This is a genomic window from Pantoea sp. CFSAN033090 (assembly GCF_001264395.1).
Classification (GTDB): domain Bacteria; phylum Pseudomonadota; class Gammaproteobacteria; order Enterobacterales; family Enterobacteriaceae; genus Pantoea; species Pantoea agglomerans.
The window spans coordinates 220,360-245,566 of sequence record NZ_LGYX01000007.1; the positions used below are offsets into that span (position 1 = coordinate 220,360).

21 protein-coding genes, 1 tRNA gene and 6 pseudogenes are annotated in these 25,207 nt (G+C 45.9%); 10 read left to right on the top strand and 18 right to left on the bottom strand.

Going from position 1 to position 25,207, the window contains the following annotated elements:
- The first annotated feature begins 20 nt into the window (after positions 1-20).
- The gene (locus AFL22_RS07845) at positions 21-1,445 is read left to right on the top strand and encodes a fructose-specific PTS transporter subunit EIIC (protein ID WP_052271142.1); all 1,425 of its coding nucleotides are present in this window, start codon (positions 21-23) and stop codon (positions 1,443-1,445) included.
- A 5-nt stretch (positions 1,446-1,450) separates the two neighbouring features.
- Positions 1,451-2,311, top strand: coding sequence for a ketose-bisphosphate aldolase (locus AFL22_RS07850; protein WP_010671740.1), 861 nt, complete (start codon positions 1,451-1,453; stop codon positions 2,309-2,311).
- Between the two features lie 231 nt (positions 2,312-2,542).
- On the opposite strand, the gene AFL22_RS07855 is transcribed toward AFL22_RS07850, so the two are convergent.
- From AFL22_RS07855 to AFL22_RS23255, 3 genes are read right to left on the bottom strand one after another with little or no spacing between them, the layout of a single operon-like run.
- On the bottom strand, positions 2,543-3,028 hold the full coding sequence (locus AFL22_RS07855; RefSeq protein WP_010671741.1) for an Hcp family type VI secretion system effector: 486 nt from the start codon (positions 3,026-3,028) through the stop codon (positions 2,543-2,545).
- A 1-nt stretch (position 3,029) separates the two neighbouring features.
- Positions 3,030-3,551, bottom strand: a complete 522-nt coding sequence (locus tag AFL22_RS07860) for a hypothetical protein (RefSeq protein ID WP_052271143.1) — start codon at positions 3,549-3,551, stop codon at positions 3,030-3,032.
- Positions 3,532-4,047 (bottom strand): DUF2778 domain-containing protein, encoded by a 516-nt coding sequence (locus AFL22_RS23255; RefSeq protein WP_072123856.1) that lies wholly within the window; start codon positions 4,045-4,047, stop codon positions 3,532-3,534. The genes AFL22_RS07860 and AFL22_RS23255 overlap by 20 nt, the downstream gene beginning before the upstream one ends.
- Before the next feature lie 238 nt (positions 4,048-4,285).
- On the opposite strand from AFL22_RS23255, the pseudogene AFL22_RS23795 reads away from it, so the two are divergent.
- Positions 4,286-4,588 (top strand): annotated as a pseudogene (locus AFL22_RS23795) (class II fructose-bisphosphate aldolase); the annotation flags it as partial.
- On the opposite strand, the gene AFL22_RS07870 reads toward AFL22_RS23795, so the two are convergent.
- The 3 genes from AFL22_RS07870 to AFL22_RS07880 all read right to left on the bottom strand — a co-directional run bounded on the left by AFL22_RS07870 (position 4,574) and on the right by AFL22_RS07880 (position 6,284).
- On the bottom strand, positions 4,574-5,374 hold the full coding sequence (locus tag AFL22_RS07870) for a CDP-diacylglycerol diphosphatase (protein ID WP_052271145.1): 801 nt from the start codon (positions 5,372-5,374) through the stop codon (positions 4,574-4,576). The pseudogene AFL22_RS23795 and the gene AFL22_RS07870 overlap by 15 nt on opposite strands.
- Positions 5,371-5,796 carry a hypothetical protein gene (locus tag AFL22_RS07875; RefSeq protein WP_052271146.1) on the bottom strand — a complete coding sequence of 142 codons (426 nt, stop codon included), beginning with the start codon at positions 5,794-5,796 and terminating at the stop codon, positions 5,371-5,373. Before AFL22_RS07875 ends, AFL22_RS07870 begins: the two co-directional genes overlap by 4 nt.
- A 131-nt stretch (positions 5,797-5,927) precedes the next feature.
- A complete protein-coding gene (locus tag AFL22_RS07880) occupies positions 5,928-6,284 on the bottom strand; it encodes a putative T6SS immunity periplasmic lipoprotein (RefSeq protein ID WP_052271147.1) in 357 nt (118 codons plus the stop codon).
- Between the two features lie 717 nt (positions 6,285-7,001).
- Between AFL22_RS07880 and AFL22_RS07885 the strand changes: the two genes are divergently transcribed.
- Entirely contained in the window at positions 7,002-7,730 is a 729-nt protein-coding gene (locus AFL22_RS07885) for a LuxR family transcriptional regulator (RefSeq protein ID WP_072123858.1), read from the top strand.
- Positions 7,731-7,744: 14 nt separating this feature from the next.
- Here AFL22_RS07885 and AFL22_RS07890 read toward each other — a convergent pair whose 3' ends face one another.
- The 6 genes and pseudogenes from AFL22_RS07890 to AFL22_RS24465 form a co-directional block, all read right to left on the bottom strand.
- The gene (locus AFL22_RS07890; RefSeq protein ID WP_052271148.1) at positions 7,745-8,383 is read right to left on the bottom strand and encodes an acyl-homoserine-lactone synthase; all 639 of its coding nucleotides are present in this window, start codon (positions 8,381-8,383) and stop codon (positions 7,745-7,747) included.
- 1,288 nt (positions 8,384-9,671) lie between these two features.
- Positions 9,672-9,935, bottom strand: coding sequence for a hypothetical protein (locus AFL22_RS07895; RefSeq protein ID WP_052271149.1), 264 nt, complete (start codon positions 9,933-9,935; stop codon positions 9,672-9,674).
- Complete coding sequence (locus AFL22_RS23270; protein WP_072123860.1) at positions 9,904-10,170, bottom strand: tlde1 domain-containing protein; 267 nt, start codon at positions 10,168-10,170, stop codon at positions 9,904-9,906. Before AFL22_RS23270 ends, AFL22_RS07895 begins: the two co-directional genes overlap by 32 nt.
- Complete coding sequence (gene symE / locus AFL22_RS07900; protein ID WP_033787451.1) at positions 10,167-10,496, bottom strand: endoribonuclease SymE; 330 nt, start codon at positions 10,494-10,496, stop codon at positions 10,167-10,169. The genes AFL22_RS23270 and symE overlap by 4 nt, the downstream gene beginning before the upstream one ends.
- Positions 10,497-10,723: 227 nt before the next feature.
- Positions 10,724-11,134, bottom strand: a pseudogene (locus AFL22_RS07905) (restriction endonuclease subunit S).
- Between the two features lie 317 nt (positions 11,135-11,451).
- Positions 11,452-11,612 (bottom strand): annotated as a pseudogene (locus AFL22_RS24465) (restriction endonuclease subunit S); the annotation flags it as partial.
- 137 nt (positions 11,613-11,749) lie between these two features.
- On the opposite strand from AFL22_RS24465, the pseudogene AFL22_RS24245 reads away from it, so the two are divergent.
- From AFL22_RS24245 to AFL22_RS07915, 3 genes and pseudogenes are all read left to right on the top strand, one after another.
- Positions 11,750-12,234: pseudogene (locus AFL22_RS24245) on the top strand (relaxation protein); the annotation flags it as partial.
- Positions 12,235-12,303: 69 nt separating this feature from the next.
- The gene (locus tag AFL22_RS07910; RefSeq protein WP_052271150.1) at positions 12,304-12,828 is read left to right on the top strand and encodes a tRNA modification GTPase; all 525 of its coding nucleotides are present in this window, start codon (positions 12,304-12,306) and stop codon (positions 12,826-12,828) included.
- Between the two features lie 84 nt (positions 12,829-12,912).
- A complete protein-coding gene (locus tag AFL22_RS07915) occupies positions 12,913-15,486 on the top strand; it encodes an N-6 DNA methylase (RefSeq protein ID WP_082239169.1) in 2,574 nt (857 codons plus the stop codon).
- A gap of 330 nt (positions 15,487-15,816) precedes the next feature.
- Here AFL22_RS07915 and AFL22_RS07920 read toward each other — a convergent pair.
- Positions 15,817-17,288: pseudogene (locus tag AFL22_RS07920) on the bottom strand (phage/plasmid primase, P4 family); the annotation flags it as partial.
- A gap of 421 nt (positions 17,289-17,709) precedes the next feature.
- On the opposite strand from AFL22_RS07920, the gene AFL22_RS07925 reads away from it, so the two are divergent.
- Positions 17,710-19,521, top strand: a complete 1,812-nt coding sequence (locus tag AFL22_RS07925) for a DEAD/DEAH box helicase family protein (protein ID WP_052271151.1) — start codon at positions 17,710-17,712, stop codon at positions 19,519-19,521.
- Positions 19,508-19,726, top strand: a complete 219-nt coding sequence (locus AFL22_RS07930) for a hypothetical protein (protein WP_052271152.1) — start codon at positions 19,508-19,510, stop codon at positions 19,724-19,726. Before AFL22_RS07925 ends, AFL22_RS07930 begins: the two co-directional genes overlap by 14 nt.
- Before the next feature lie 47 nt (positions 19,727-19,773).
- Here AFL22_RS07930 and AFL22_RS07935 read toward each other — a convergent pair.
- From AFL22_RS07935 to AFL22_RS07955, 5 genes and pseudogenes are all read right to left on the bottom strand, one after another.
- Positions 19,774-21,020 (bottom strand): annotated as a pseudogene (locus AFL22_RS07935) (integrase arm-type DNA-binding domain-containing protein).
- Between the two features lie 165 nt (positions 21,021-21,185).
- Positions 21,186-21,270: transfer RNA gene (locus tag AFL22_RS07940), tRNA-Leu, on the bottom strand.
- A gap of 210 nt (positions 21,271-21,480) precedes the next feature.
- Entirely contained in the window at positions 21,481-22,512 is a 1,032-nt protein-coding gene (locus AFL22_RS07945; RefSeq protein WP_052271153.1) for a DUF1176 domain-containing protein, read from the bottom strand.
- 219 nt (positions 22,513-22,731) lie between these two features.
- Positions 22,732-23,727 carry a YsnF/AvaK domain-containing protein gene (locus AFL22_RS07950; RefSeq protein WP_052271154.1) on the bottom strand — a complete coding sequence of 332 codons (996 nt, stop codon included), beginning with the start codon at positions 23,725-23,727 and terminating at the stop codon, positions 22,732-22,734.
- Between the two features lie 16 nt (positions 23,728-23,743).
- On the bottom strand, positions 23,744-24,145 hold the full coding sequence (locus AFL22_RS07955) for a DUF2382 domain-containing protein (RefSeq protein WP_010251609.1): 402 nt from the start codon (positions 24,143-24,145) through the stop codon (positions 23,744-23,746).
- Between the two features lie 544 nt (positions 24,146-24,689).
- Here AFL22_RS07955 and AFL22_RS07965 point away from each other — a divergent pair.
- The gene (locus AFL22_RS07965; RefSeq protein WP_033759689.1) at positions 24,690-25,199 is read left to right on the top strand and encodes a DUF2501 domain-containing protein; all 510 of its coding nucleotides are present in this window, start codon (positions 24,690-24,692) and stop codon (positions 25,197-25,199) included.
- Positions 25,200-25,207: the final 8 nt, after the last annotated feature.

A 25,207-nucleotide genomic window follows, 5' to 3' on the forward strand; every position in this document is an offset into this window, starting at 1 on the left:
ATTTTCACTGGAGAACATTTATGAACATTATTGCCATTACCGCCTGTCCTACAGGTGTCGCCCACACCTACCTTGCCGAAAGTAATTTAAAAAAAGCGGCTAAAAAACTGGGCCTGAATGTATTAGTTGAAACCCAGGGCGCGATTGAAAGCGAATATATTTTCAGCGACGACGATATTCATCAGGCCGACATAGTGTTAATCGCCGCAGATAAAAAAGTTGAGATGGCGCGCTTCCAGCACAAAAACGTGATTGAGGTGCCCGTTACCCGTGCCGCGAAGGACGCTGAAGGCCTGTTAAACGCCATTGTTAACGGCGAACTGGCTCCGAGGCTTGCCGACTCCGCCCCGCAGGCCAGTGCATCGGAACCGGCTAACAGTGCCCGTGAGACATCGGGTTCCCGTTCCTGGATTTCAGAGATTTATGTGCACCTCATCACCGGCGTGAACCTGATGATCCCGTTTGTGGTGGCGGGCGGCATTCTGATCGCGCTCAGTTTTTCATTCGGGATTACGGCGGCCACACCAGGGGACGCGAACTTCAGCCCGATAGCGAAGATGCTTTCTGACATCGGTGGCGGTTCCGCCTTTGCCCTGATGCTGCCGATTCTTGCGCTGGGGATCAGCCAGTCTGTCAGCGGCAAAGCGGGCATCGTGGCGGGCGCCGTGGGCGGGATGATGGCGATCCACACCGGCTCCGGCTTTCTCGGCGCGCTGATTGCCGGCTTCCTGGCCGGATACATCACGCTGCTGATCAATAACCATATCCATCTGCCCAAAGCGGTCGCCGGGCTGAAACCTATTTTAATCGTGCCTCTGTTAAGCGTGCTGCTGACCGGCGCACTGATGGCGCTGCTGATTGGTGAGCCGATCAAAATGCTGCTCGGCTGGCTGACCGACTTCCTCAGTTCGCTGGGTAACACCAATGCGGCCATTCTCGGCCTGCTGTTCGGCATGATGGTGGCCTTTGATATGGGTGGCCCGCTGAATAAAACCGTCTGTATGTTTGCGATTGGCCTGATGTCGAGCGGGGTTTATGGACCGATTGCCGCCTGTATGGCGGCGGGCATGGTGCCACCACTGGGCATCGCGCTGGCAACCACCCTCTTCCGCCGCAAATTTACCGAGCAGGAGCGCGAGACCGGCAAGGTCACCTACATCCTCGGTCTGTCATTTATTACGGAAGGCGCGATCCCTTACGCGGTCACCGATCCGCTGCGCGTCATCCCGGCCATCGTGGCAGGTTCCGGGTTAGCGGGCGCACTCTCAATGATGCTGGGCTGCGCTTCCCGCGCTCCGCACGGCGGCATTTTCGTCATCTTCATTCCTAACGTGATCAGCAATGTCATGGGTTATCTGTTTGCGATTGCCGCAGGCAGTTTGCTGACAGCGCTGATCCTGCTGTTCCTGAAAAAAGATATCTCCGTTCCTGCAAAACAAGGATAAAACCTATGCTTTACAACATGAAAGATCTGCTCAGCGTTGCCCGACAGCATCAGTTTGGCGTTGGCGCGTTCAACATCGCCAGCGCGGAGTTTGGCCGTGTGGCGGTTGAGACTGCCGAGCGACTGGATTCACCGCTGATTCTGGAGATCCATCCTGAAGAGATGGCCTTTACCGGCCCGGAATTTATCGGCTATCTGCGGACGCTGGCGATTCAGGCGCGTGTGCCGGTAGTGATCCATCTGGACCATGGCCGCTCGCTGGAAGAGGTGATGAAAGCGATCTACGCCGGTTTTACCTCGGTGATGATTGATGCCTCGTCTCACCCTTTCGAACAGAACATTGCGCTGACGAAGAAGATTGTCGAGATAGCGCACACGATTAATGTCTCTGTGGAAGCGGAGCTGGGCACCATCGGTGTAGCAGAAGGCAGCGGCGAAGGTGGCAGTAACGAGATTCTCTATACCGATCCGCAGCAGGCTGAGACCTTTGTGCGCGAGACCGGCACCGATACGCTGGCGGTCGCCATCGGCACTTCGCATGGCCTCTATCCCAAAGGGAAGCAGCCGAAGCTGGATATCGAGCGCCTGCAGCAGATCCGTAAGGTGGTTGATATCCCGCTGGTGCTGCATGGCGGTTCAGGCAACAAAGACAGCGAGGTCGCGGAATCAATTCGTTATGGCGTCGGTAAAATCAATATCTCCAGCGATATGAAGAAGGCGTTCTTCGTGGCGCTGGAACAGGAGCTGAAGCTTGGGGGTCACGAGCCTAATTCCCTCTTTGTTAAACCGATGCAGGCGGCGAGCGAAGTTGTCGCGGCGAAGATGGCGCTGTTTAGTTCGGTGGGGAAAGCGGCGTTGTATCGGTAAGGGGTTTTGTGGCGTGGATGGTGGCTTGAAGACTGCCAGGGAGGCTGGGAAAAGGCACCGATGAATAGGTGCCTTTTTTAGATGTTGTACAACCGGATAACGCGGTCGTAACGTTTTTCGAGCATACATGGAGGTCGTCACTAAATCCCCCATTACACCCCGGTAACGTTTTAATTAGTGCTTCACTGCCAAGGAGAACTTAGCTATACCACAGGAAACAGGATTTTAATCTCAGGACCGAACATTCCAGTCATCCGTATACTGCACATTACCATCAACGTAACGCCAGGTGATTTTGTCGTACATCAGGGAAAGGCTTTCCATATGGTTGATCTGCGAGTTTCCTGCCATTTTAGCATTTGGCATCCCCGGATTAATGCCAGTCACCTTCACCCCTTCGATAGTCATAACAAAATAGCATTCCTCTTGCCCGGCATGGTTAATGCGATACCAGCGAATCTCCGCACTTTTCAGCGTCTGACCAGTAGCAACGGCTTTGTATAAGTATGGGCTGGCGCTATCAAACTCTTTTTCAATCATAATGGGAGAGTGTGATCGCTTGCCGGTGATTTTACCGTTGGCACTATCCACTGGAATATTTAAACCGTGACTGAAGCCAACAATTTCGATAGAACCATCACGATCCTGAACGTCTACAGATCCCTTAATATCTGCACCGCCGTCATCTTTAAGCCACATGTAAGCTGGAATAGGCATTTTACAAACTCCTTTTGAATGTGCATTTCTTCATAATAAAGTAATAGCAGAAAATGGCTAAAATCAGGTTGAAAGCCATAAGTGCAGCCATAGCAACATCTGAAAATTTTTCTATGTCCGGAAAAACAGCCTGGTAAGGTACAAAGCGGACGAATAACCAAAGCAGCATTACAAAAATGATTATTTTTATCAATCGTCGCACGGTAGAGAAAGCCCACTCTTTAGGGAGGCAAGATGGGGTCACTTTGTGAGTAAGGCCGTTAAAAAGGGTAATAATCGCACTCATAACCGGAATGCTGATTAGAGTATTAATTAAAATAGAAAAGTAATCTCGCAACGACTCCCAAGCCTCTAAGTCAGGTTCACCCAGAATGAAATGGGTAATGTTCAGAGCGCTTTGGAAATCAAATAAGGCTGTTATAGAGTCAACTAATCCATCATAGGGAACTTCTTTAGCAACGAACAGCATAATCACAGTAAAGAGCGCTAATTTTATAAAAAGACTAAGGACATGTTTTGCCATTGGCAATTACCTCAATCATTCCATAGGCCTTTAACTTCCTCATACAAGGAACCTCTATTTTCTGGGTCCTTAATAATGCATTGCGTAACAGGGAAAAATCAGAATCATGCGGAAGTGTGATACAACCCTCAGAAAGAACGCCGGGGTGCAAACGAAAGTTACCACGCTTAACGCTATCAACCCAGGTGTAATCATCAATTGCCCAATCATCCCGCCATATTGCAAACCATTCGGAATGCCTGAACGTAGCACCGCTGGCAAAATGATTATAAATATCCCTTACACCGGCATTTAGTTGTGATCGGAGGCCTCCCTCAGGACGGTCAACAATCCAGTATTTACCCGCTGGTACAGGCCCCTCTTTAGGAATCATTCCACAGGCACCACGATTACGATAAGCACCATTGCCAGAGAACGCTAAAAACGTTCCCACACCCGGAAAGGATAACGGTGAGTAGTCAGCATCATTAATAACAAACTTTCCATGTAGAGCCATTGATAATCCTTGCAACTATAATCCTTTGTGCGCTTATCCTACGCTGGTGAAAAGAAAATGAGCAATAATTTTTCCTGGAAAAAGTCTGAGTTTAAGAAATAGGATGATTATGTTAGTAATAAGTCACTTAACAGATGTAATTAATATGCGTTTATGGCTTGTTATTTAACCTGAGAGTAACAGAGATGTTATAGCTCAACAACCATGTATAAATGACAAGCTTGTAACAAGCTTACTATTAATTAATATTCCACGTGTACTGCATGGCGGTTCGGGCAACAAAGACAGCGAGGTGGCGGAATCAATTCGTTATGGTGTCGGTAAAATCAATATCTTCAGCGACATGAAGAAGGCATTTTTCGTGGCATTGGAGCAGGAACTGAAACAGGGCGGACACGAACCTGATTCAATGTTTACGAAACCGATGCACGGGCGATCGTCCTCGTCAGCCAGGTTCCTGCTATCAGAGGGTTTGATTACAGCAGAGTGGCTGGGTCGGTGGAGGAATAAGGGTGATAAGGTTTACTTACTTCCCGACTGAAACGTCAGCTGGCGGCGCTGAAAGAATAGCGCAGCGTTTATCCAGCAGCGACTCAACGGACGCCCGATTACCCTTATCCCAGCCGCGCCGGGTGGTTAGCAGGATAAACCCTTTTTCTCCCGAAAACGTCGCCGGGATGAGCGCCACACCAGACTCTGCCAGCTGCGGCGGCGACAGCCGGAAATGGCGTGCTACGGAGGAGACAGGATAGATCCCCATCGCCGTCGGCTGCATAACGCGGCGGGCATAGTAGGTGTGGTTCAGCAAACGGTCGGGCAAGGGTCGCCAGTCATTATTAATATAGGGGCGCTCAGCCTGAAGCTGGCGATAGACATCTTCCCGCAGGCAGGTCAGATGAATATGCAGTTGATTCTGGCTGCGGCCATAAGCGGAATTCAGCGCCATGCCGAGCCGATCCTCAGGCACCCTAGCCCCATAGGCCGCCATCAGACGATAGCGCATTAACCAGGCGTAGCCGAAATAGTCGGGACGTCCGGGGCGCGTCAGCGCAATGCTCTCAATGCCGGACATCGCCACCGTGGGCACCAGAATAAAGTGCAACCTGTGGCGAGGATTCTGGATGATGCTGTAGCCCTGGGTGCTGTCCTGCGGCAGATAGATTTGCTGGCAGGGTGCCGGATCGCGACGATAGTGATAGTTATTCATGCAGAGGTCATGCGTGACCGTCCACAGCGCGTCAGAGCGGGCGCATCCCACCAGCAGCAGCGCGATGACCAGCGGCAGAGACCGGCATCGCCACAACAGTTTCCCGTCCAGGCGACTCAATTATTCAGAACCTTAGTCAACTCAATCTCACTGGTTAAGGGGTTGAAGTACAGATAGAACAGATCCCCATCCAACTGATCAGGCCTTACCCATATTTCCTTCTCGCCCAGACTGCGATTTTGCTTCACGTACCCCAGCTTTTCGAGATAAGCGCGCAGCGATGCAGTATCTGTAGCCCCTTTAAATACGATGCTATTTGAAGGTGAGTAACCGTCGCCAGGGTGCGCTTCAAAATAGTAGTTGTCCGTTATACGCGGCGCGTTTTCAATGTCCTTGTCTGTCAGTGTGTGATAGCTGAAGAAGTCATTTTCTTTATAGACAGTCGTTTCATCAGAGCCCGATGCAACAAGCCAGACAAACAAGCCAATAAGAATGAGGACGGTGGCAGCCACAAGTGCGGACCACTTAAACAGGTTTTTCATTGCCTCGCCCCCATGAATAAGAGTGATGTCCCATCATTGGTAACTACCTTAACTACCGCAGATGTGAAGTCGTTAAGCCTGGCCTGATGACATGCGTGCATTTATGAGAATCAAAGGGCCGTTATGCCCCCCTATTCTTTTGGATAAGAAAAATCAGCAGTGACTAAATGCGATATTGATTTATCAGATTGAACATCACAGGCGAAATAGTAACGTTCTCCAGTTGTGAACTTAAATCCGAACACAGGAAGGCACTCACCTTTTGGAACATAAACAGGTTTGTCATCAAAAACCTTGTGAAGGGAGTTGCTTTTATCACTGTTGATATGAATGGCAGTAATCCTTTCTTGTGGCTCCAGTGGCGACACCACACAAACTTGCTTGTCTTTGATAAATGCCGTTGTAGATTCGCGCTCCACCATTCGGTCGCCAGGCCCAGGGCATCCCGTTAAGAGAAATACGACACCCAGCATCATCTTGTTTTTCATGATTAACGCTCATTCCCTGTTACGCTTTTCTGATAAAGCGAGGGGACATCCTGCAACATATCATTGCCGCTGTACATCCCCATGCGCCCTGGCCTCTGATTGAAAGACCACTTACTCATCCCATAAATCAGTAGTAACCATTAGTCAGCCAAAATAGAGGCTTGCTGTTCAGAGAGTAATCAGATTACTGGCCTACTTACACGACCTGATGTGCCTCCTGCTGATTAACACTCGCTTGTCATCATCTATATGGCCAGTGAAAGCGCAGGCGTTAAGCCGGCTGCAGGGTTGACCTGAACGTTTGCCATCAGGCCTTATGTCCGAAACCCACAGGGGTTAGCGCAGCAGAACTGACGACCCGGTAACGCCGGGGAGCCGAAGGGGAGCATAAGCATCAGGATTTAAAAACCGTCAGCAGCCAGATACTGACTCGGTGCCTGTTTAATTACGCCTGCCAGCATGATTTTTGTTATGAAAAATGCTGCTGTCGGTTCACTCCAGTCAGCAATAACTTAAAATCGCGAATCATTATTCGAATGTTCCTGCTGTCCCCGCAGATTTTTGTGAACCCCGATAATCCATCTGTAATCTTGTAAGCTGCTCTTTCCATCCGTTTTGTAAAGCAAAAACATCCAGAATATTGCTGGCAGATGTCATTTCCGCTTTCCATTAGCTGGATTAAAATACGATTAGCAACAGCTAACGAAGCGGATTATAATGGTTTATCCACTCATCCCGGAGGTAGAAACTGACGTGAAGGATACATACTACAACGATACAAGAATCAATTTGTTAATCCAGAGTGAACTGAATGCATTCTTTGAGGATTACAAGGGTGTTATCTATGCCTACGCAATTATGAACAAGAAAGACCCTTCACAGATGCGTATTATTAATAACAACCCTGAGTGGTTCGATATATACCTTGAAAGAAAATATCAGTTTATTGATCCTGTCATTATTCAGAGTTTACGTTGTGTTGAAGATTTTTTTTGGGAAAACAACGTCATTCTGTCAGGCGGCTACAATCTCACACGAATTTTCAATGAAAGTTTTCAATATAATATTTTCCAGGGGCAGACATTCCCTCTGCATGACTACCTGAACAACCTGGCTGTGCTATCCATTATCAGTCAGAAAGATTCTGGTATTGACATGGAAAAAAATCGTTCAAAAATAGTTAGCTTTCTTATTAAATTGCATCAGAAGACGCTTAACTTATACAGTCAACACCATCAGAAAAAAAACGTTTTTTTGTCACCGCGTGAGCGGCAAATACTTAAGTGGGTCGGCGCCGGGAAAACATACGCCGAAGTTGCGGTCATTTTATCTATTGCGGAACGCACCGTAAAATTTCATATGGGCAACGTCATGAAAAAGCTCGGAGTGAATAACGCCACACATGCGGTAAAACTTGGAACGGAGCTCCGGCTGCTGGACAACTGAGCCAGCGTTACGGGTTAAAGATGGCGTAAATGCCGGGACATCTCACGAAGCCAGCCACTGGCTTTGTCCCTGGTGATAATATCTTCCACGATGCTCATGCTGGCAGGCATGAAAATGTAGTAGATAACTTCCCCTTTTTCAGAAAGGCCTTTTTGAATAACTTCTATTTTCCAGTTTGCATGGCGAAATATTGCATACATGCCGCGACTTGCCACAGCGTACATCCCCCGATAGTTTCTCTTCATGCAATAAAAAATCATTGCAAGGAATAACACTTTACTGGCGGGCAAGCCATGAAGGCCTGCAGAGTCACGTCTATCTTTATCTAAAAACAGCCGGCTAATCTCACAACAGGGGATATCTGTGGGGAGACCACTTATACCCTCGAAATATTCATGAAAAATTTCGCTCATCATCGTCGGCTGCGTTGAATCTATAAACCGTGCACCACATAGCAACTTCCCGTTATGCATGCCCAGCAGGTAAGTCGTATTTTCGTTGTCAAATTGATCCTTTTCCATGCCGTTAATGCATTCGACTTTCCAGTCGAGCCTCTCACGAAATGTTTTTCTTCTGAGCCGGTAGAGTTCGGTTGCTAATTCTGGCGGAAATTCATCGTAATCACGCAAAAAAAACTCAATAGCAGAATTCATTCATTCATTCCTGATAATCACACATGGGAACCATTACCCCCTGTCTTTTAAGACAGCTTTTATTACACCTGCGCAGACCCTATACTTAAAAAAGTACCTGACCACCGGGCACTCACCATGCTTAGAGGTCAGGAGGTCAAAGACCAAGTCAACACCAGGGAAAACCCACCCGCGATTATCTGATATTTCAGGTACCGGGTACAGAGTGCAATAAGCGCTCAAACGATAATTATATTAAAATACGAAAAACATCAATTAACTATAGTTTAATTATTGCCCTTTATAATTTTAAGGGGCAAGCTTTCCTGTTGCATTGACTAAAACAACTGTTATCTAATCTGTGATACAGGTTAACCGGTGGTTTCCCCGCCTGACACTAATCAGTTGCTGAAGACATCGCCACCAAACTGTTCAGCCGTTATACGAAACCCCTCACTATTATCGTTACAGATACCGCCAGCAGCGAGTAACCGGCCGACGTTTTTTGATGTTAAGCGTTCCGTATTACTGGCTGGCTGTCTCCCGCCTCCCACGCTGAGCTGCCTTAATGAGGTTGGCGCAGGTTTTCCGTCAGAGCGTCAGTGATCGCGCTTACTCACTGCAGGATTAAACGCACCGATAGTGTTTTCGCTCCACCGAATCTGAAGGCATTTTCATCGCCGCAAATTAACTTACCGTTGTCGTCAATGTAAAACAGCCCGGCGGTCAGAACAGACACATCATTCAGGCATACCACATCACCACACTCTATCATGGCTTTTAGTTGTTCCTTTGACTGCTCTCCGTGTCTGGAAAGCGTTCCGGCAAGGGGATAGCTGGATTGTGGTTCGATATTGACGATATAGCGCTGGTGATGTCAGCGATTATCAAACTGGTAGTCCTGTCCGGCGTGGCTCCATGCAGCAAAAGGGCTGATGATACGTTCAAACGATTCTGGCGAAAGATTATTCCCCGACAGACAAATAAGACGGTTTTCTGGCAGGCTCAATCCCGTATAAACATCCCTGTGTTGTCTCTTTCATTCCCAGGGGGATAATCGGACTGCAGGAAAGTGAATTAAACAATCAGGCAACGAAAACCCGATGTCCCGGTGGTGGATACACCAGAAAACGGTGAGCAGGTTACAATGCAACTCAATCAATTGCGCATGCACGTATTGTTGGGCAAGAAAACCTAAGATTTAGCCGTACATGTTATAATACTTTAATGTGCAATGTGAGCGAATTTATATCATACAATTTATAAGCAACTTTTAACTTCTGCCAGAATTAATTCACACCTTATAAAATCATTGCTTAGTGTTAAGTTGCTTCTCAATGACTCTGACTATAATCTGATAACCGATGAGCGTTACCATTGTACATATCACTAATAGCGCAATCCCCACAAAACCCTCAATATCGCGTTGATTAAATAGCTTTGCTAACTCTGTCCAAAACTGTTGTTGTTCTTCTGTCGATGGATCTGACGGCCTTGCCAGAAGGAACGTCATTACGAACAAGGACACTGCGATAAGGATTCTAAACCCCGCTGGGACACGTTTTGCTTCCATTTAAAACCACCTCAATTGTGCCAAAAGACATTAGACCATTACGTAATTTCACTTGTGAAGTAGAGAGTAATGCTTGCCGAATAGCGATGAAATCAGTTCTGTGTTGCAAAGTGATACAGCCTAAAGATACACCAAGAGGCCCGCGAGGATGTAGTCTGAAATTCCCTCGTTCTACATTACGCGTCCTGACATTTAACCGCTCCCGATACGATGTCGGGAGCGGTTTTACACTCAGACGACTTTCTGTTTACCGGCAATAACCTGAATAAACTCCTGCACCTGCTTTTGTTTCCGCGCCGACAGTTTGCACACCTGGCGCAGCGACTGCATCAGTTCGCTCTCCTGCCGGGCAGTGAGCACAATACAACCCTCCATTACCTTTACATCTACTGCTGTGCCAGTGGCAAAACCGGCAGCTTCCAGCCATTGTCCTTTCATGGTGATGGCGGGTATCCGGCTGTAATCCGGATAGCGGCTTGCATAGCTAACGGTTAATTTCCGGTTATCTGCAGGAGAGACTTCTGGTTCAGACAGTTGTGCAATAGAATGGGCGTCAGTCATGATTACTATTCCCTATAAATAGTGATTGTGATTAGCGGCGCGGGTGTGTTGGCGCACATCCGCACCGCGCTAAATACCTGTATATATCATCAGGAAAGAGAAAAAAAGTCCAGCTAAAAACAGAGTGAAATAAGTAAGTTATAAAATCATTTTAATATAAGGCGTAAGTTTTTTCTGGCAGGAAATAATAATAAGCGCACCAGAAAGGTGCGCAAAAAAAATAAGAATCAGGCTTTTTTACCTGTGCTGGCTGCCCGCTCGGCTTTTATTTTTTCCATTAGCGCGGCAGCGCTTTTTTCTTCGCTGATCAATTCCAGATTTCCTGCCCGCCACTGAGCGGTGAGTTCATCGCGGAATGCTTTTGCCGGGATCGATTGCGTCAGGTCGTTGACGCGTTAAAGCGCGTTGTTGACATGTTTTTCAATGGTGTCGGCGTAGGCTAAGAGCTGTTCGACGCGGCGAACGATTTCGTGTTGTTCTTTTTCTGATGGTGTATAAAATATAGCCTGCCTCACTAATTCACTTCTAATATTGTGAACAACCCCTCCAACAGCTAAGGAGGAGAATTCCCCTTGTAGTTTTGACGATGAAAGGAGATAATAAAAATAATTATTATCAATATGTTCAGGCAACCTCAAAATAAAAAAATATTATGAAAACGGCCTACTATATCAACTACACGTGCTCTACCTAGTGACATAGAATTCGACAGAATAAAATCAACAGGAATTATTTTTCTGGTTTTCCTCGCTCACTTTGGGGCGATTTTTCTTTAGTTGAGCGTATATACTTATCGCCTTCCTGAGCACCCTGGTTTTATCCAATTAACATCTCCTTCAGAATTAGTAATGTATTATTTAATGGGCCTTGGAGAGCTACCTCATTCTATCAATATTAATCCGCCAAGTGTGTGCGAAGACCATATAGCATTCAATCCAGATTATTCTCTCCATCCTTTTGTTAGCTGATTACTAACCGCAATAGCAAGAACTGCCTGGCGAAATCGTTTCAGAATTTTGGGGATTTGCTCAAGACGTGCTTTGGTGCTTTCTACCTGTGCCAGCAGTGCATCGAGCTTTTCGGCGATGATTTTTTGTTCAGCGAGGGCGGTAACGGAAATTCGTAAGATTGAACATCGCTGGACTTTGCCGCAGGATATACTGCTCCCTGAACTAAGCCAGAGATTGAACCAATAAAATGACGCGAACGAACCACCCCAAATACATACCTACTTTCGACCTGTACAGGATGGATATCAGCACACTGGCCGTGTCGATTCACGTTCTCTGAAAGCGCAGAGCATTGACCGTGAGCCGGAACGACATCTGGGGGCGGGACAACAGGTAAATCAATTCGATACTGAGCAGCTATAGGCGATTCTCGAGCGCAGGAAGGCCGAAAGACAGGTACAGCAGTCCCGTGATGAATATGACAGAGTCATTAACATCACTACCTCACTGCAGGAAGCCATCAGTGAGCGGGAGAATCTGACGCCCAAACATGAGCAGAAGCCTGCGCAGGAAGTAATTCTGGCAGAACGCTTGATTTTGAAAAAGTGCCGGAGAAGCTGGATGAACTGGCCAGCGAGGCGATGTAGGACATACAAGACGAGAAAGACCTTAAGTCCCTTGTTAACGATGCAATGGCGGATTTTCAGGCGCTGCATCAAGAAATGGTCCGGCAGCAGGAGCGTGACTACCGGACTGAACAGCAGTGACATCGGGAGAAAGAGCGGTAGCGCCTTGCCGAAAAGAAACGACAGAAACCAGATGACGGCTGGTCATTCTCACGATAGACAGGATTTACCATGAGTGAAGAAATTAAAAAAATTGCCGCCCTTATCGGGCATCAGCAGGCTCAGAAAAAGCACGTTGCCGCGCTGATTGACCAGTTCCAGGCTGAATCTGCTCAATTAATTCACCAGATATCAAAACTGGCTCAGGTCATCAGTGAGCTGGACAGTGCCTCCGGTAATATAACGGAAACTGCCAAAAAGTCGGTTAGTACAGCATTGAATCATGTTGAGCAGGAGTTGAAACATGCTGAGCTGGTACAGCAGAAGCCTGCCGTTAACGTCTTGAGCCTGGTAGCCAAGGCTGATAATGAGTCCGTGTACGCTATGCGACGTGAAATGTCTTGTTATACTTGGAAGTCTGCGACTTATATCGTTCTGACTATTTTTTTGGTTATGGAAGGGTGCTTATGGAATATATACTACTTCATCGAAAGCGGTTATGGAAGAATTTCTGAAATTCAACGAATAAAGACTGTCTGGGAACAGAAGGTACCTTTGCTTAATCTTAGCACATGCGATAGAAAAACTTGTATTTAAGTTACTGATGTTTAGTATATCAATAAAAAAATGAGAGATTCTATCTAGCAAAGTCATCAAAATGATAAACACAAGGTTTTAAAAATGAAGAAGACAAAATCCATTGAGCCAGTCATTTCTGAGTTAGGTAACGGATGGCTTAAATCACACCATCTTGATTACAAGTTAGAGCAGGGGAGCCTTAACCATGAAATAGATAAAGCTCTTAACGACTATCTATCTAAAAGCGGTGGCTCTGGAGGTAATAGGCCAGATGTTAAACTACTCATTCAAGACAAGGAGTTGAATTATTACCCTGTGCTAATTGAGTACAAGGGTGGGAAGGATCAGCTAGTTAAAATTAATTCTGATGGATTCGTAGACAATCAGACTTCCAAAAACGAACCTAACTTTAAAAACATTAAGAATTACGCTGTAAATGGTGCTATCCATTACGCAAATGCGATACTTCACCACACAGGCTATACTGATGTTATAGCTATAGGCATGACAGGACATTGTGATGAACAAGGTAAGTTACATCATAAAATTGGTGTTTATTTTGTATCCAAGGACAATTTAGGTTCAGGTAAAAGGATTGGTGATTATTCTGATTTTTCATTTTTAGCTAATGAACATTTTGATGAATTTATTGTTAAAGCTAAAAACACAAGGCTTTCAGATGAAGAGTTAAAGTTAATTAAAGAAAGGAAAGAAAAAGAAATCAACTCTTCTTTAATTAGATTAAATAATGATATTTATCAGAATGAGAGCGGTCTTGGAGAAAACGATAGGGTTTATTTAGTTGCAGCATCTATTATATCTACAATAGGAATACCCGGCAAGGTTAGGCCTCTGGAAAAATCCGACTTGGAGTCTTCATCAGAGATTGGTTATACTGACGGAGATATTATTTTAAAGAAAATAGAATCCTTTCTGAGGTGCAAGAATCTACCAGAAGATAAAAAGTCATTAATACTTAGGACTTTGCAGAACACTTTATCGTCTGATAACTTAAATAAGCCAAAGAATGGCGAAACTCAACTCAAGCGAGTTTTTTCAAAGATAGTTGATGATCTTGGTATTTATTATAAAATTGGTTTAACAACTGACTTTACAGGGAAGTTGTTTAATGAAATGTATAGTTGGCTTGGATTTACCCAGGATAAGTTAAATGATGTTGTATTAACACCTTCAAGTATAGCCAATCTATTGGTAAAATTAGCAAGAGTTAATAAAGATTCTTATGTTTGGGATTTTGCCACGGGCTCTGCTGGTTTACTAGTAGCAGCTATGAACGAAATGCTCATGGATGCCAAAGATAAAATAACCTCTCCTGATGAGTTAAGGAATAAAGAATTATCTATCAAAGCAGAGCAGCTTTTAGGATTGGAGCTATTACCTAGTGTATATATGCTTGCTGTTTTAAATATGATATTAATGGGTGACGGTAGTTCTAATATAATCAATAAAGACTCTCTTCGTGACTTTGATGGTAAGTACGGCTTTGGACTGGATGGTAAAAAATTCCCCGCCAACGCCTTTATATTAAACCCTCCCTATTCAGCTCCTGGTAAAGGTATGATTTTTGTTGAAAAAGCATTATCAATGATGGATGGAGGATACGCGGCAATTATAACTCATTCTTCAGCTGGCACAGGGAAAGCAAAGGATTTTAATAAAGAAATATTAAAAAACAATACTTTACTATCAAGCATAAAGATGCCAAGAGATTTATTTATTGGTAAAGCTAATGTACAAACATACATTTATGTTTTTAAGGTTAATGAGCCGCACCATAAAGAAGAAATGGTGAAATTTATAGATTTCTCAAATGATGGCTATATAAGAACTAATCGGAGAAAATCTAATAATAACCTAAGGGATGTTGGTTTTGCTAAGGATAGATATCAAGAAGTTGTTGATATTGTAAGATTTGGCTGCAGTAAAAGAAAACTTTTGTCTGAAATCGAGTGCTTTGAGGATAAAATAGATCCTAACAATGGGGCTGATTGGAATAAAACCAAATTAATATCAGGGGAATTAAGTTTGGCTGACTTAGATAGATCGGTTTCAAATTATTTCCATTGGGAAATTTCAAGTCTAATAAACTTCCATAAAAATGATAGCTTATCGAATGCTTTGACTGATAGGTCTTTAGGTAAAATCATTAAAATGAAAGATTTCAAGTTGGGTGACCTTTTCGAAATAAAATCAAATCCTCAACTAAATAAAGAAGACCTTTGTTTTGTAGATGGTGACGGCTACCCATACTTCACCAGAACAGTATTTAATAACGGAATTTTAGGTTATGTTGAGTACTTTAACGAAGAAAATAAAATAGAAGGAAAGTGTCTGGCTGTTGGAATGATGGGTATGAAGTTCTTTTATATGGAGAAAGACTTTTATGCTGGTCAATTTACAAAGAGAGCGATACCCAAAGGTTTTAACCTAAATTCAAATAGAGCAACTTATTTTACTGCTATATTAAATATGCAACATGAATTATTTAAAAGTGTACTAGTTAGAGACTTTGAAAAAGTTTTCACGAAGACATTAATTTCATTGCCAGTTAATGAGAATGGAATTGATTTTGATTTCATTGAAAATGCCGTATCTAAATTAAGACGTGATAAGATAAATCACCTTAGTGATTACTTGGGAACTATAAAGGTGTAATTTTCTTCTTGTGAGAGTTAACCGGTTGTTTTTAACTGCAGCCGGTTTCATGGTTGATATAAAACCTTTCATAATCTTTTAAAAATAATACGTTTTGCGGTAAATTTTTATCATAGATGCCTATTTTTTAACAGAATGGGTAAAAAATAATGCGCAATACTTTACAATCATTAGGATCAAATCGCATTAATTTTGATTTATAGAATAAGCGATCTAGAATTTTATGCTCACGCTACAACCCATAACTCATTGTTTTGAAAAATTATGTTTCAATCTAGAATCGAACACACCAAACGTTCAATAAACCGGCTTTCACCGGTTCCGGGAGGTTCAGACTGCTTTCATGTCATCGCACTTTGGCATCCACTCTGTATTACTCTCTTCAGTCAGATTTAGGTTAGTCTGAATCCTCTAATTTGTTCGCCATTTCAGATAGTTCAGCCCGTATTCCCGCAGAACCCCCTCAAGTGAAAGACAAAACATCTTCATGCTGAGCGGATTCTTGTAGCCGTTGGCCTCCATATAGACATGGTAGAGGTAACGTCTGGACTGAAGCGGCCTAATGCTGGCGTTCCCCATATAGAGCGCGTTTGGCTCCGGCGTCGTGAACAGATAGCCGCAGAAGTCCACCATCGGGTCCGCATCGCGCTTGATGCGCATCGCTTCGTCGGAGTTCTGCTGTGACTGAAGCAGCGACCGGGTCTGCTGCGGCTGACTGAACTGCTGCATCAGCTGGCGCACGATAACCGCCAGCTCACCGCTGATTTTCTCCTTCAGTTGCGGGTCGCGCTCGTCTGCGGGGATGATCTCAGGGAAGTATAGTATCACCCGGCGGCGCGACACGCCCCCGCTGCGGTCGGTGAAGCGCATCGGGTTGTTGTTTACCGCCAGAATTATCGCCGGAATGTGCGTTGAGTAGGCGTCGCGATATTTCGGGTCCACGGAGACCGCATCGCCGCCGGTAATCGCCTTGATGCCCGCGCCGTCGCCGCTCCGTTTTTCCAGGTCAGGCAGGATAATCAGCGAATAGCCAATCACCGCCGCGCGTTCACGATACGACTCCAGCGTTTCAATCGTTGCGGAGGTTGTGTTGTCAGTTCCGGCAAGCATAGTGGCGATTTCCGCCATGATGCTTTTACCGCTACCGCCGGGACCGGTGACTTCCAGAAACAGCTGCCAGTCGTAGCGATTCGCCAGCACCATAAACAGCGCGGCCAGAATGATGTCACGCTTGGCCGGATCGCGTCCGGCGGCGCGGTCGAGCCACTGCCAGAAGTGCGGCGCATGGTCTGCAAGCGTTTCACCCTGAACGGCCTTAGTGTAGTCCACCTCGCTGATCGTGCGCAGCCAGAGGTCTTTACTTTGCGGGCTGAAGCCGCCGGTGCGGGTGTCCAGCACGCCGTTACGGAAGCCAATCGGCGCGCCGGATCGGCCTGTTGCGGCAGCATCAGCTTCAGCGTGTCCACCACGCCCGAAATCTTGCCCGCCGAAAACGGCGCGCGCAGGCGCTGGAACAGCTTCGCCACGTCGCGATCGAACGGCTTCCCGGAAATCACCTTCCACACGCCGGAACGGTAGCGGGACAGAATTTCCCCGCTGGCGTCCACGGCCAGCGCGCTGCGGTAGTGCTCCGCCACGCGCTCCGCCTTTTCGCTGACGCTCATGGCCGAAAATTCCTCCTCACTCATTACGTCGAACGGACTGGCGGCGAGTGGCGTGGCGGCTTCTGCCAGCGCACGCCGGGTGCTTTCCTCACCGTGCTGTATGAAAGCGTCGTTCCAGTCGCCGAACACCGGCGGCATGGGATTGTACAAAAAAGCGTAAATGCCGTTATCATCAGAGATGGTGCAATTTACTTCCATATAGAAACCGGTTTATACAGGTGTAGCCCGGCTCCCAAAACAAGAAAGCCCTTTAAAAATGACAATCAAAAGTGAAACTTAAAAAAGACTGAAAAATCATTAAATTAAATGATTCCCGATAGTTATAAAAATTAAATTTTTTTACTTTTCCAATATGACAGGCAAGAGCAAAACAAAAAACTCCAAATAGCTACAAATAATTCCAAATAACTGGAAAACCTTTCCATGAATTTTTGATCAAAATCACTAAATTAATCAATTAGTCATCCGTAAAAATAAAAAATAAGTGGATTTTCTTAAGGAAAATGTTTATGAATATCTAAAATTACAATTTGTTACTAACTTAATAGCAGGAGTTGCAATGACCAGTGCTTTTTCCTCAAAAACTGTACATATCAAAGGTAATGATAATATACGAGCCCCTCAAATTGAGGCATACCAGGCTCTTGAAACGCATTATGAAGATAAAAATGAAAATCAAAAAGAAGTGGGAGTAATTCTTCCTGTAGGTTGTGGTAAATCGGGATGTATTGCAATAACCCCTTTCGCATTTAAATCGAAACGCACATTGGTAATCTCCCCCGGATTACACATATCATCACAACTATTGAAAGACTTCGACCCAAGCAACGAAAACATGTTTTACCGCAAGTGCAAAATAATATCTGACAATAACTATCCTGAACCAGTAGAGATTAGAGGTGATGAAGGGAATTTATCAGACTTACAAGAAGCAGAAGTCGTAATTACAAATATACAACAACTACAAGGAGGTAGCGAAAACAGATGGTTGAAAAATTTACCTAATGACTTCTTTGATTTAATTTTATTTGATGAAGGACATCATAGTGTAGCAACCAGTTTTATGCTATTAAAACAGCACTTCCCAGAGGCTTATATCGTAAACTACAGTGCAACGCCTTTACGAGCTGATGGCCAATTAATGGCAGGAAAAATAATATATACCTACCCTATATTTAAAGCCATTAAAAATGGATATGTCAAACGCCTCAAAGCAGTTCAATTGAATCCCAAAACGTTAAAGTTCGTAAGGGATGATAGTGGCGCAGAAGTAGAAATAAATTTAGATGAAGTTAAGCGACTAGGAGAAGAAGATTCTAAGTTCAGAAGAGGTATAGTTACATCAAAAGAAACTTTAACAACAATCATAGACGCTTCAATACATGAATTAAATCGACTAAGAGAAGAAACTAAGGAAAGCAAACTTAAAATTATAGCATCGGCTCTGAATTATGATCATTGCCGTCAGATAGTAGAGGCTTACAGAGCAAGAGGATTGAGAGCGGATTACGTTCACTCAAGGGAGGATAGTAACTACAATCAGAGGGTGATGAACAAGCTTAACCAACACGAATTGGATGTGATCGTTCAAGTAAGAAAACTTGGGGAGGGATTTGATCATCCATACCTTTCAGTTGCAGCAATATTTAGTATATTTAATAACTTATCGCCTTTTGTACAGTTTGTTGGCAGGATAATGCGAGTGATTGAACAAAATAACGCGCAGAGCATCCTTAACCAAGGAGTCGTTGTTTTTCATGCCGGCGCAAACATTGCAAAACAATGGGGAGACTTTCAACAATTTAGTGAAGCAGACAAAGAGTTTTTTGATCAATTATTACCTCTTGAGGATTTTACTCCAGATACTGGTGGAGACACAAAGATAATTGAACCTACCTCAAGAGAAGAAATAAGTCAGATTGAAGTTAGATCGCAAACAGATATAACTCTTGAAGAAATAAGCCTCTATGAAGATGATGAAGCGCTTGAGGCTTTAAAAGTTCTTCAAAGAAAAGGATATTCTGAAGAAGAAGTAACAAAGGCATTCAAGTCATTAGACCCCATTTATGTTACAAAACAAAGGGAAAGGCAAGCCAAACGTAGTAGCTTAGATACCCTCGCAATGAATGAGGCAAGAAAAATACTGGCTACACATAATATTAACCCCAACACAAAAGGGCTTGATCCAACATTCCAAAAAAACAATTTAATTTATATCAAAATCAAAATAGATAAGAAAATAAACACATTAGTTGATATGCCATCAGGCAGCCGCTCTGACTTCAGTCGCGTACAATTAGAATTAATAGAAGAAAACATCAAAATTATTGCTGAAGAAGTTAGTGAGGATATTATAAATGGGAAAAACTAAAACATTAATCATAAACGCTTCGTTTGACGTTGCAAAAAAAAGTCATAAATGCCAAGCCAATTCTAAACATCAGTTAACTCAAGGTAGTTTACGTTTAAAAGTAAAAAATGGTCTGGGGTTCGATTACTATTGTAGTGACTGCGCTAAAAAAATAATTGACATTGACATACAAAAGCTAACTGACCTAAGGAAAAAATTTCCTTAATAGTATAAGGGTAAAGGATTTCATCCTTTACCCTTTGGTCCCCAATATTACGCAAACTCAAAAGGCATCACAGCGCAATTTTTAATAAAATGAAGATAATCTGCCCACCACTGCATCATTAATCGACGCTCATCTAGGTGTCCGGATGTATAGATATAAGCTCCACTAACATTATTGCGTTCGGTATCACTAAGCTGCCGTTCAATAGCATCATCACTCTATAATCCTCACTCCCCTTAAGCTCCCCGAGCTATTGTCCTAAAACCATGTCCGTAAACTTCGGTCTTCTTGTCATACCCTATAGCATGAAGGGCATTGTTAACCGTGTTTTCGCTCATGACTTTTTAGGATCGTGATCGCCGGGAAAGAGTCTCGTTATCACCGCTTAATTGCTTCAGCTTTTCCAGCAAGACTAAAACCTGACGACTTAGCGGCACAAGATGCTCCTCTTTCATCTTCATGCCTCGGTGAGAATAACGAACGCCTTCTATTTCTTTGCGTTGCGCAGGGTATCGGCCACAGGGCTCTTTCTAAATCGAATTCATCCCACCGGGCAAAGCGCAGCTCACTGGAGCGGACAAAAGTCAGTAATGAAAACTCGACGGCTATACGCGTCATAATGCGCCCACGGTATGCGGCAAGGCGCTCAAGAAATTCCGGAAAACGGCTGAAGGGTAATGCGGGGTAATGACGGGCCTTGACCGTAGAAAGTGCCCCGGCCATATCAACTGCAGGATTAGAGTCAATGTAATCGTTTTGCACGGCATAACGCATTATCGCCGTAACACGGTGGTGAAGACGCTGAACGACGTCATGCCTGCCACTGGCATCAATAGCCTTAATAGGTGCTAAGAGCTGGCTGGTTTTAAGTTTACGAATATCTGCCAAACCGATATGAGGGAATATATAGAGTTCAAGATAGCGCAGGATCCGTGAACGATGGCCATCACTCTAGCGCTTGTTACTGGCATGCCATTCACGGGCGATCGTTTCAAAATTATAAGCCCCGCCATTCTTAGCCTGTGCTTCTTTCTGCTCAGCTTTGGGGTCAATCCCCAGCTCTGTAAATCTTTTTAGCTTCATCATGCTTAGCACCTGCCTCAGCAAACGTCACTGTTGGCCAGACGCCAAAGGTAAGCCGGTCTTCTTTTCTGTCGGCTGGCCGTCGATACTTCATACGTCAGTACTTTGATCCTTTGGTCGTGACCTCAAGATACAAACCGCCACCATCAGCCATTTTATAGGTTTTTTCTTTAGGCTTTGCAGTGTCGACCAAGCGGGCATTCAGCTTCATTTTGGGGGCACATTTCTTATCGAAGTGGAAATGCCCCCAATTATGTCCCCAGCATGGTCTGGATTGCAACGGATGTGCCCAAACGATACAGGATGTTAAACTCAAACTTCATGTTGATTTTAAAGATTATTTTAGACTTCCCCGGACGGGGATGGACAGGATACTTGGTGCCGAAGGCCGGAATCGAACCGGCACGCCTCGCGGCGGTTGATTTTGAATCAACTGCGTCTACCGATTTCGCCACTTCGGCACTGAAGGGTATGCGGAAAACGTTGAGGATTATACCGTTACCCCCTGTTTCCGCAACCCTTATCCGCAGGCGAATGTGCAACTGCTGAAAAAACCGTCTCCTGGGTTCTCCGGGACGCTGCGTGACATCCTTGTCAGAAATTATTCACTCACCCTCGCCGCTGCAAAGCACTCACGTCGGCCATCATGTTTCATTAGCAAAACAAAAGCTCTAACCCGAAACAGGCTTCACATCCGTTACCAGCGTGGGAAGATCCCAGGTGCCACCCGCATGGATATAACGACACATGCCGGTCCCGCCGTCATAGCTTTTGCGGAAAGCCTGGCCGTCCCATACCCAGCTTTCCTGACTCATGCAGTCACCAATACCGCGACCTTTCTGCACATTGGTAATCTCGCCCTTGTCGTAATCCGACCCGGAGATGGTCACCAGCACCGGCGTGCCTTTGAGTTGGTTATCAATGACCCAGTAGCCATATCCTTCGTTATAAGCGGCCCGCCAGCAGAGCGCTGAAAGCAAAGCATGTGTGTCATCCAGTGGAGTAAGAGTGAGTCCGTCAGTTTCCGGATCGCTGTTTTCTGCAGGTGAATAAAGGCTATCGCACGTGTCATCGTCATTGTGATTCACCGTTGAAAGCAGTCGGGTTTTCAGCGCGTCGATTTCCGGAGCGGTCAGCAAACGGGGTTCGCCGCCGAGGGTTTTAGCCGCCTGAATAACTGGTGCGGGCACCGCCTTAGCCACGCTGCTCTCCGGTTTATTGCCCTTTTTAGTGAGTGCACCTGGCGTGCCGATACGGCCCTGCACGTCGTCCGCTTTCAGCAGCACGGCATAAGCGCCCTCGCCAGAAAGCTGGAATGGCTTTGTGCCGCCTTTAAATTCGACTTTACCGCTGCCTTTGACGGCGCTGATTACCGCAGAGGTCTGGCTGGCCGACATTCGCCAATTGTCATCAGCCGCCACCAGATCGCCAGCTGATTTTCCGTTGATCCATAGCGTCAGCTTTTCCGCCGGTTTGCTGTCATCTTCGGTGTCGCCCAGCGTCACTTCTCCCACAGTCTCCGTTGCAGGTCCAGCGGCACGGGTGAGCAGGATGGAGCCGGAGGGATCCTCTTCTTTGGCATAACCTGCAATGCGGCAGGTCAGGGTGTTATCACAGACAACTTCCCAGTCTTTGTGCTCAAGCGTTTTTCCGCTCTGGGCGGCCTGAGCCGTCAGGGAGAACACCGCCAGTACGAAAAGCATCGGTTTACAGTTCACTTTATTCCCTTATGTTTTATTCCTGCCCGGCCTGCGCAGATATTTCCTGATTATACCGAAGAAGATATGACGCCGTTGTCCGTTTTTACTGCCCCACAAACGCAAAAGAGCCAACCTCGCGGTTGGCCCCTTCTTGCATCTTGCATGCTCAGCATCGGGCATCAGCGGTGCCCATTAGCGCCTGTTGTTGTCAGGATAAGCGCCTCAATGCGAGTGGTCGTGCAGTTTGTTCCCGACCTTATCCTTCACTTCGCTGGCTTTCTCACTCACCTTCTCAGTCAGGCTCTCTTTGTGGTCACGGTTATGTGCACCTGGTGACTGCGTGCCTGCTGCGGCGGTCGCAGGTTTTACCCCTGCGGTCGTACCCGGAAGTTCGCGCTCCAGACCACCTCGTGCATGGTCGATATCTACTTCCTGACGACGCACCGTGTCGTTAATGGTCTCGGTACGATCGCTGCCGTCGGTACGCACCACTACTTCTTCTTTCACGTGGGTCGTTTTGTTGATCACCGGCTGCTCATGGGTCTCAGCAACCTCGACGGTTTTCTCGGACCAGTCCACTTCACCAGCCAGCGCGGGTTCATTCACCGAACGACGGAAGATGTCAGCGTGCTGCTCATGCAGCGAAATATCTTCAGATACGGTATCGGTCACGGTATAGCGGCGAACACGAGTGGAACCTTCGCTCACCAGACGTTTACCCACTTCCACCTGCTCTTCGGCAAGACGCAGAATGTCAGCTTCGCTCTCATCACCGGTCAGTGAGGTGCGTCGCGGTTCAACCTGGCGGTCATTGGTCTCACCGGCAAACTGCTTACCTGCCGTCGTCGGGTTGATGCCCGGCGCGGTGGTGCCATTCTCAACCGAGCTTTGCATACGTGACGGAACGTCCACCGAGTCATGAGAATGAAGAATGGTCATGGCGCGAGCCAGCTTCTCCTCCTCGGTGCGGATGGTCAGCACTACGCCGCCCTTGTCCATCGCTCTGGTATAAACATCGGCCTGCTCTTTATCAACGGAGTGACCAAACAGACGCTGCCAGATGCTCGGATGGCGGATAGAGTGTCCTTCCTCCTGCAAACGTTCTCCACTGATAAGACTGATGTCCCGATCAGAAAAGCCTGCTTTCACGAGATTTCTTTTCGCGGCCTCTGCCTGATTTGCAGAATCGAACAGTGTTACGATTTTTTCATGTGCCATGATAGGTTCCTCTCTGTTAGCTAATTTGATCGTCATCTCTTTCAACGTTCACCTGCTGCTCACGTCGGGTCACCACTTCCTGAAAAGGAACATTTTCCTGCACTTTTCGGATGTGGATCTCTTCTTTAAGCACCAGCTTTCTGACGATTTGGATTTCTTCCTCTACTACCGGGACAATCAGTACACCGTTCTCTTCCCTGATTTCGGGCATCGTTTCAACGGGTTGCGCTTTCGCTACATGCTCAACCTCAACCTTCTCCCGGTTAAGCAGTGTACTGATGACCTCGTCATGCTCAGTTGTGGAACGGGTAACACGGACATGTCCATCCACAATCTTTTGCTTCGTCAGGGCTATTTGCTCTTCCGCGAGTTTAAGCGTGACCTCTGCATTATTATTGTGCTCTGGCTGTCCAGCCATAATATCGCTCCCGTTAAATTAAATATCTGCCACAACTGCCTGACACAGTGATTAAGCATGAACACTCTGGCTGATTTCGCAAGCCGGAATAATAAAAAACCCCGCTAACTCAATTTAATTACGGCACAGAAAATCGCATCAAAAACCAGCGGCACGGCTTAAATCGCCGCTACGCTAAAAATAAAAAATAACTAAAATACATACAGTTATATAAATTTAATTACTCAGGTAAATATTACCAACCCAGACGCAAGCGCTTAGAAAACACGCTATAAGCAAAGCGGTAACTTTAATTTAAACCAGGACAATTCCTGATAAATATGGTGAGGATATTAAATAATGTTTCAGCGGGACGTGCTTATTACTGGCTGCAGAAAATCACCTCACAAAATAATAACACCTACAAGCATCTGAATATTTTATTGCTCCTGTTACAGAAGATTCCCAAAGTGCTATTTAAGACGCTTTTTATAAAAGGAAGTCAGGAACTTTCTGCCCGTCAGCCTTTCTTAGGAAAACTGAATAAGCACATACCGAGGTTGAAATGAAGCAAGCACAACGTAGTGCGTGGGGATGGGGACTGGCGGCACTTCTGGTCGCAGGCAGTGCATCAGCGGCAAGCTGGCAGGATCAGCTGAGCAGTGCAGCATCGCAGCTCAGCCAGCAGAACAACGGCAGCACCACCGGCACCACGCAGCAGAATGGCGGCATGTCGCTCTCCTCTATTACCAGCATGCTGGGCGGCGGCGATAAAGCGGTCAGCGCCAACAGCATGACCAACGCCGCCGGTGTGATGCAGTATTGTGTCGAACATAACGTGGTGAAAAACAATGTGCAGTCGGTCAAAGACCAGGTGCTGAGCAAGCTCGGTCTGAACACCACCACCGCGCAGGAACAGAAAACCGATTACACCCAGGGCGTCGCAGGTCTGCTGAATACCGGTAACGGCCAGCAGTTGAATCTGCAAAGCCTGAGCAACTCGCCGATGGGTGAGAAGCTGAAAACCAAAGCCTGTGACGTGGTGCTGAAGCAGGGCAAAAACTTTATCTCCTGATCTCCTTC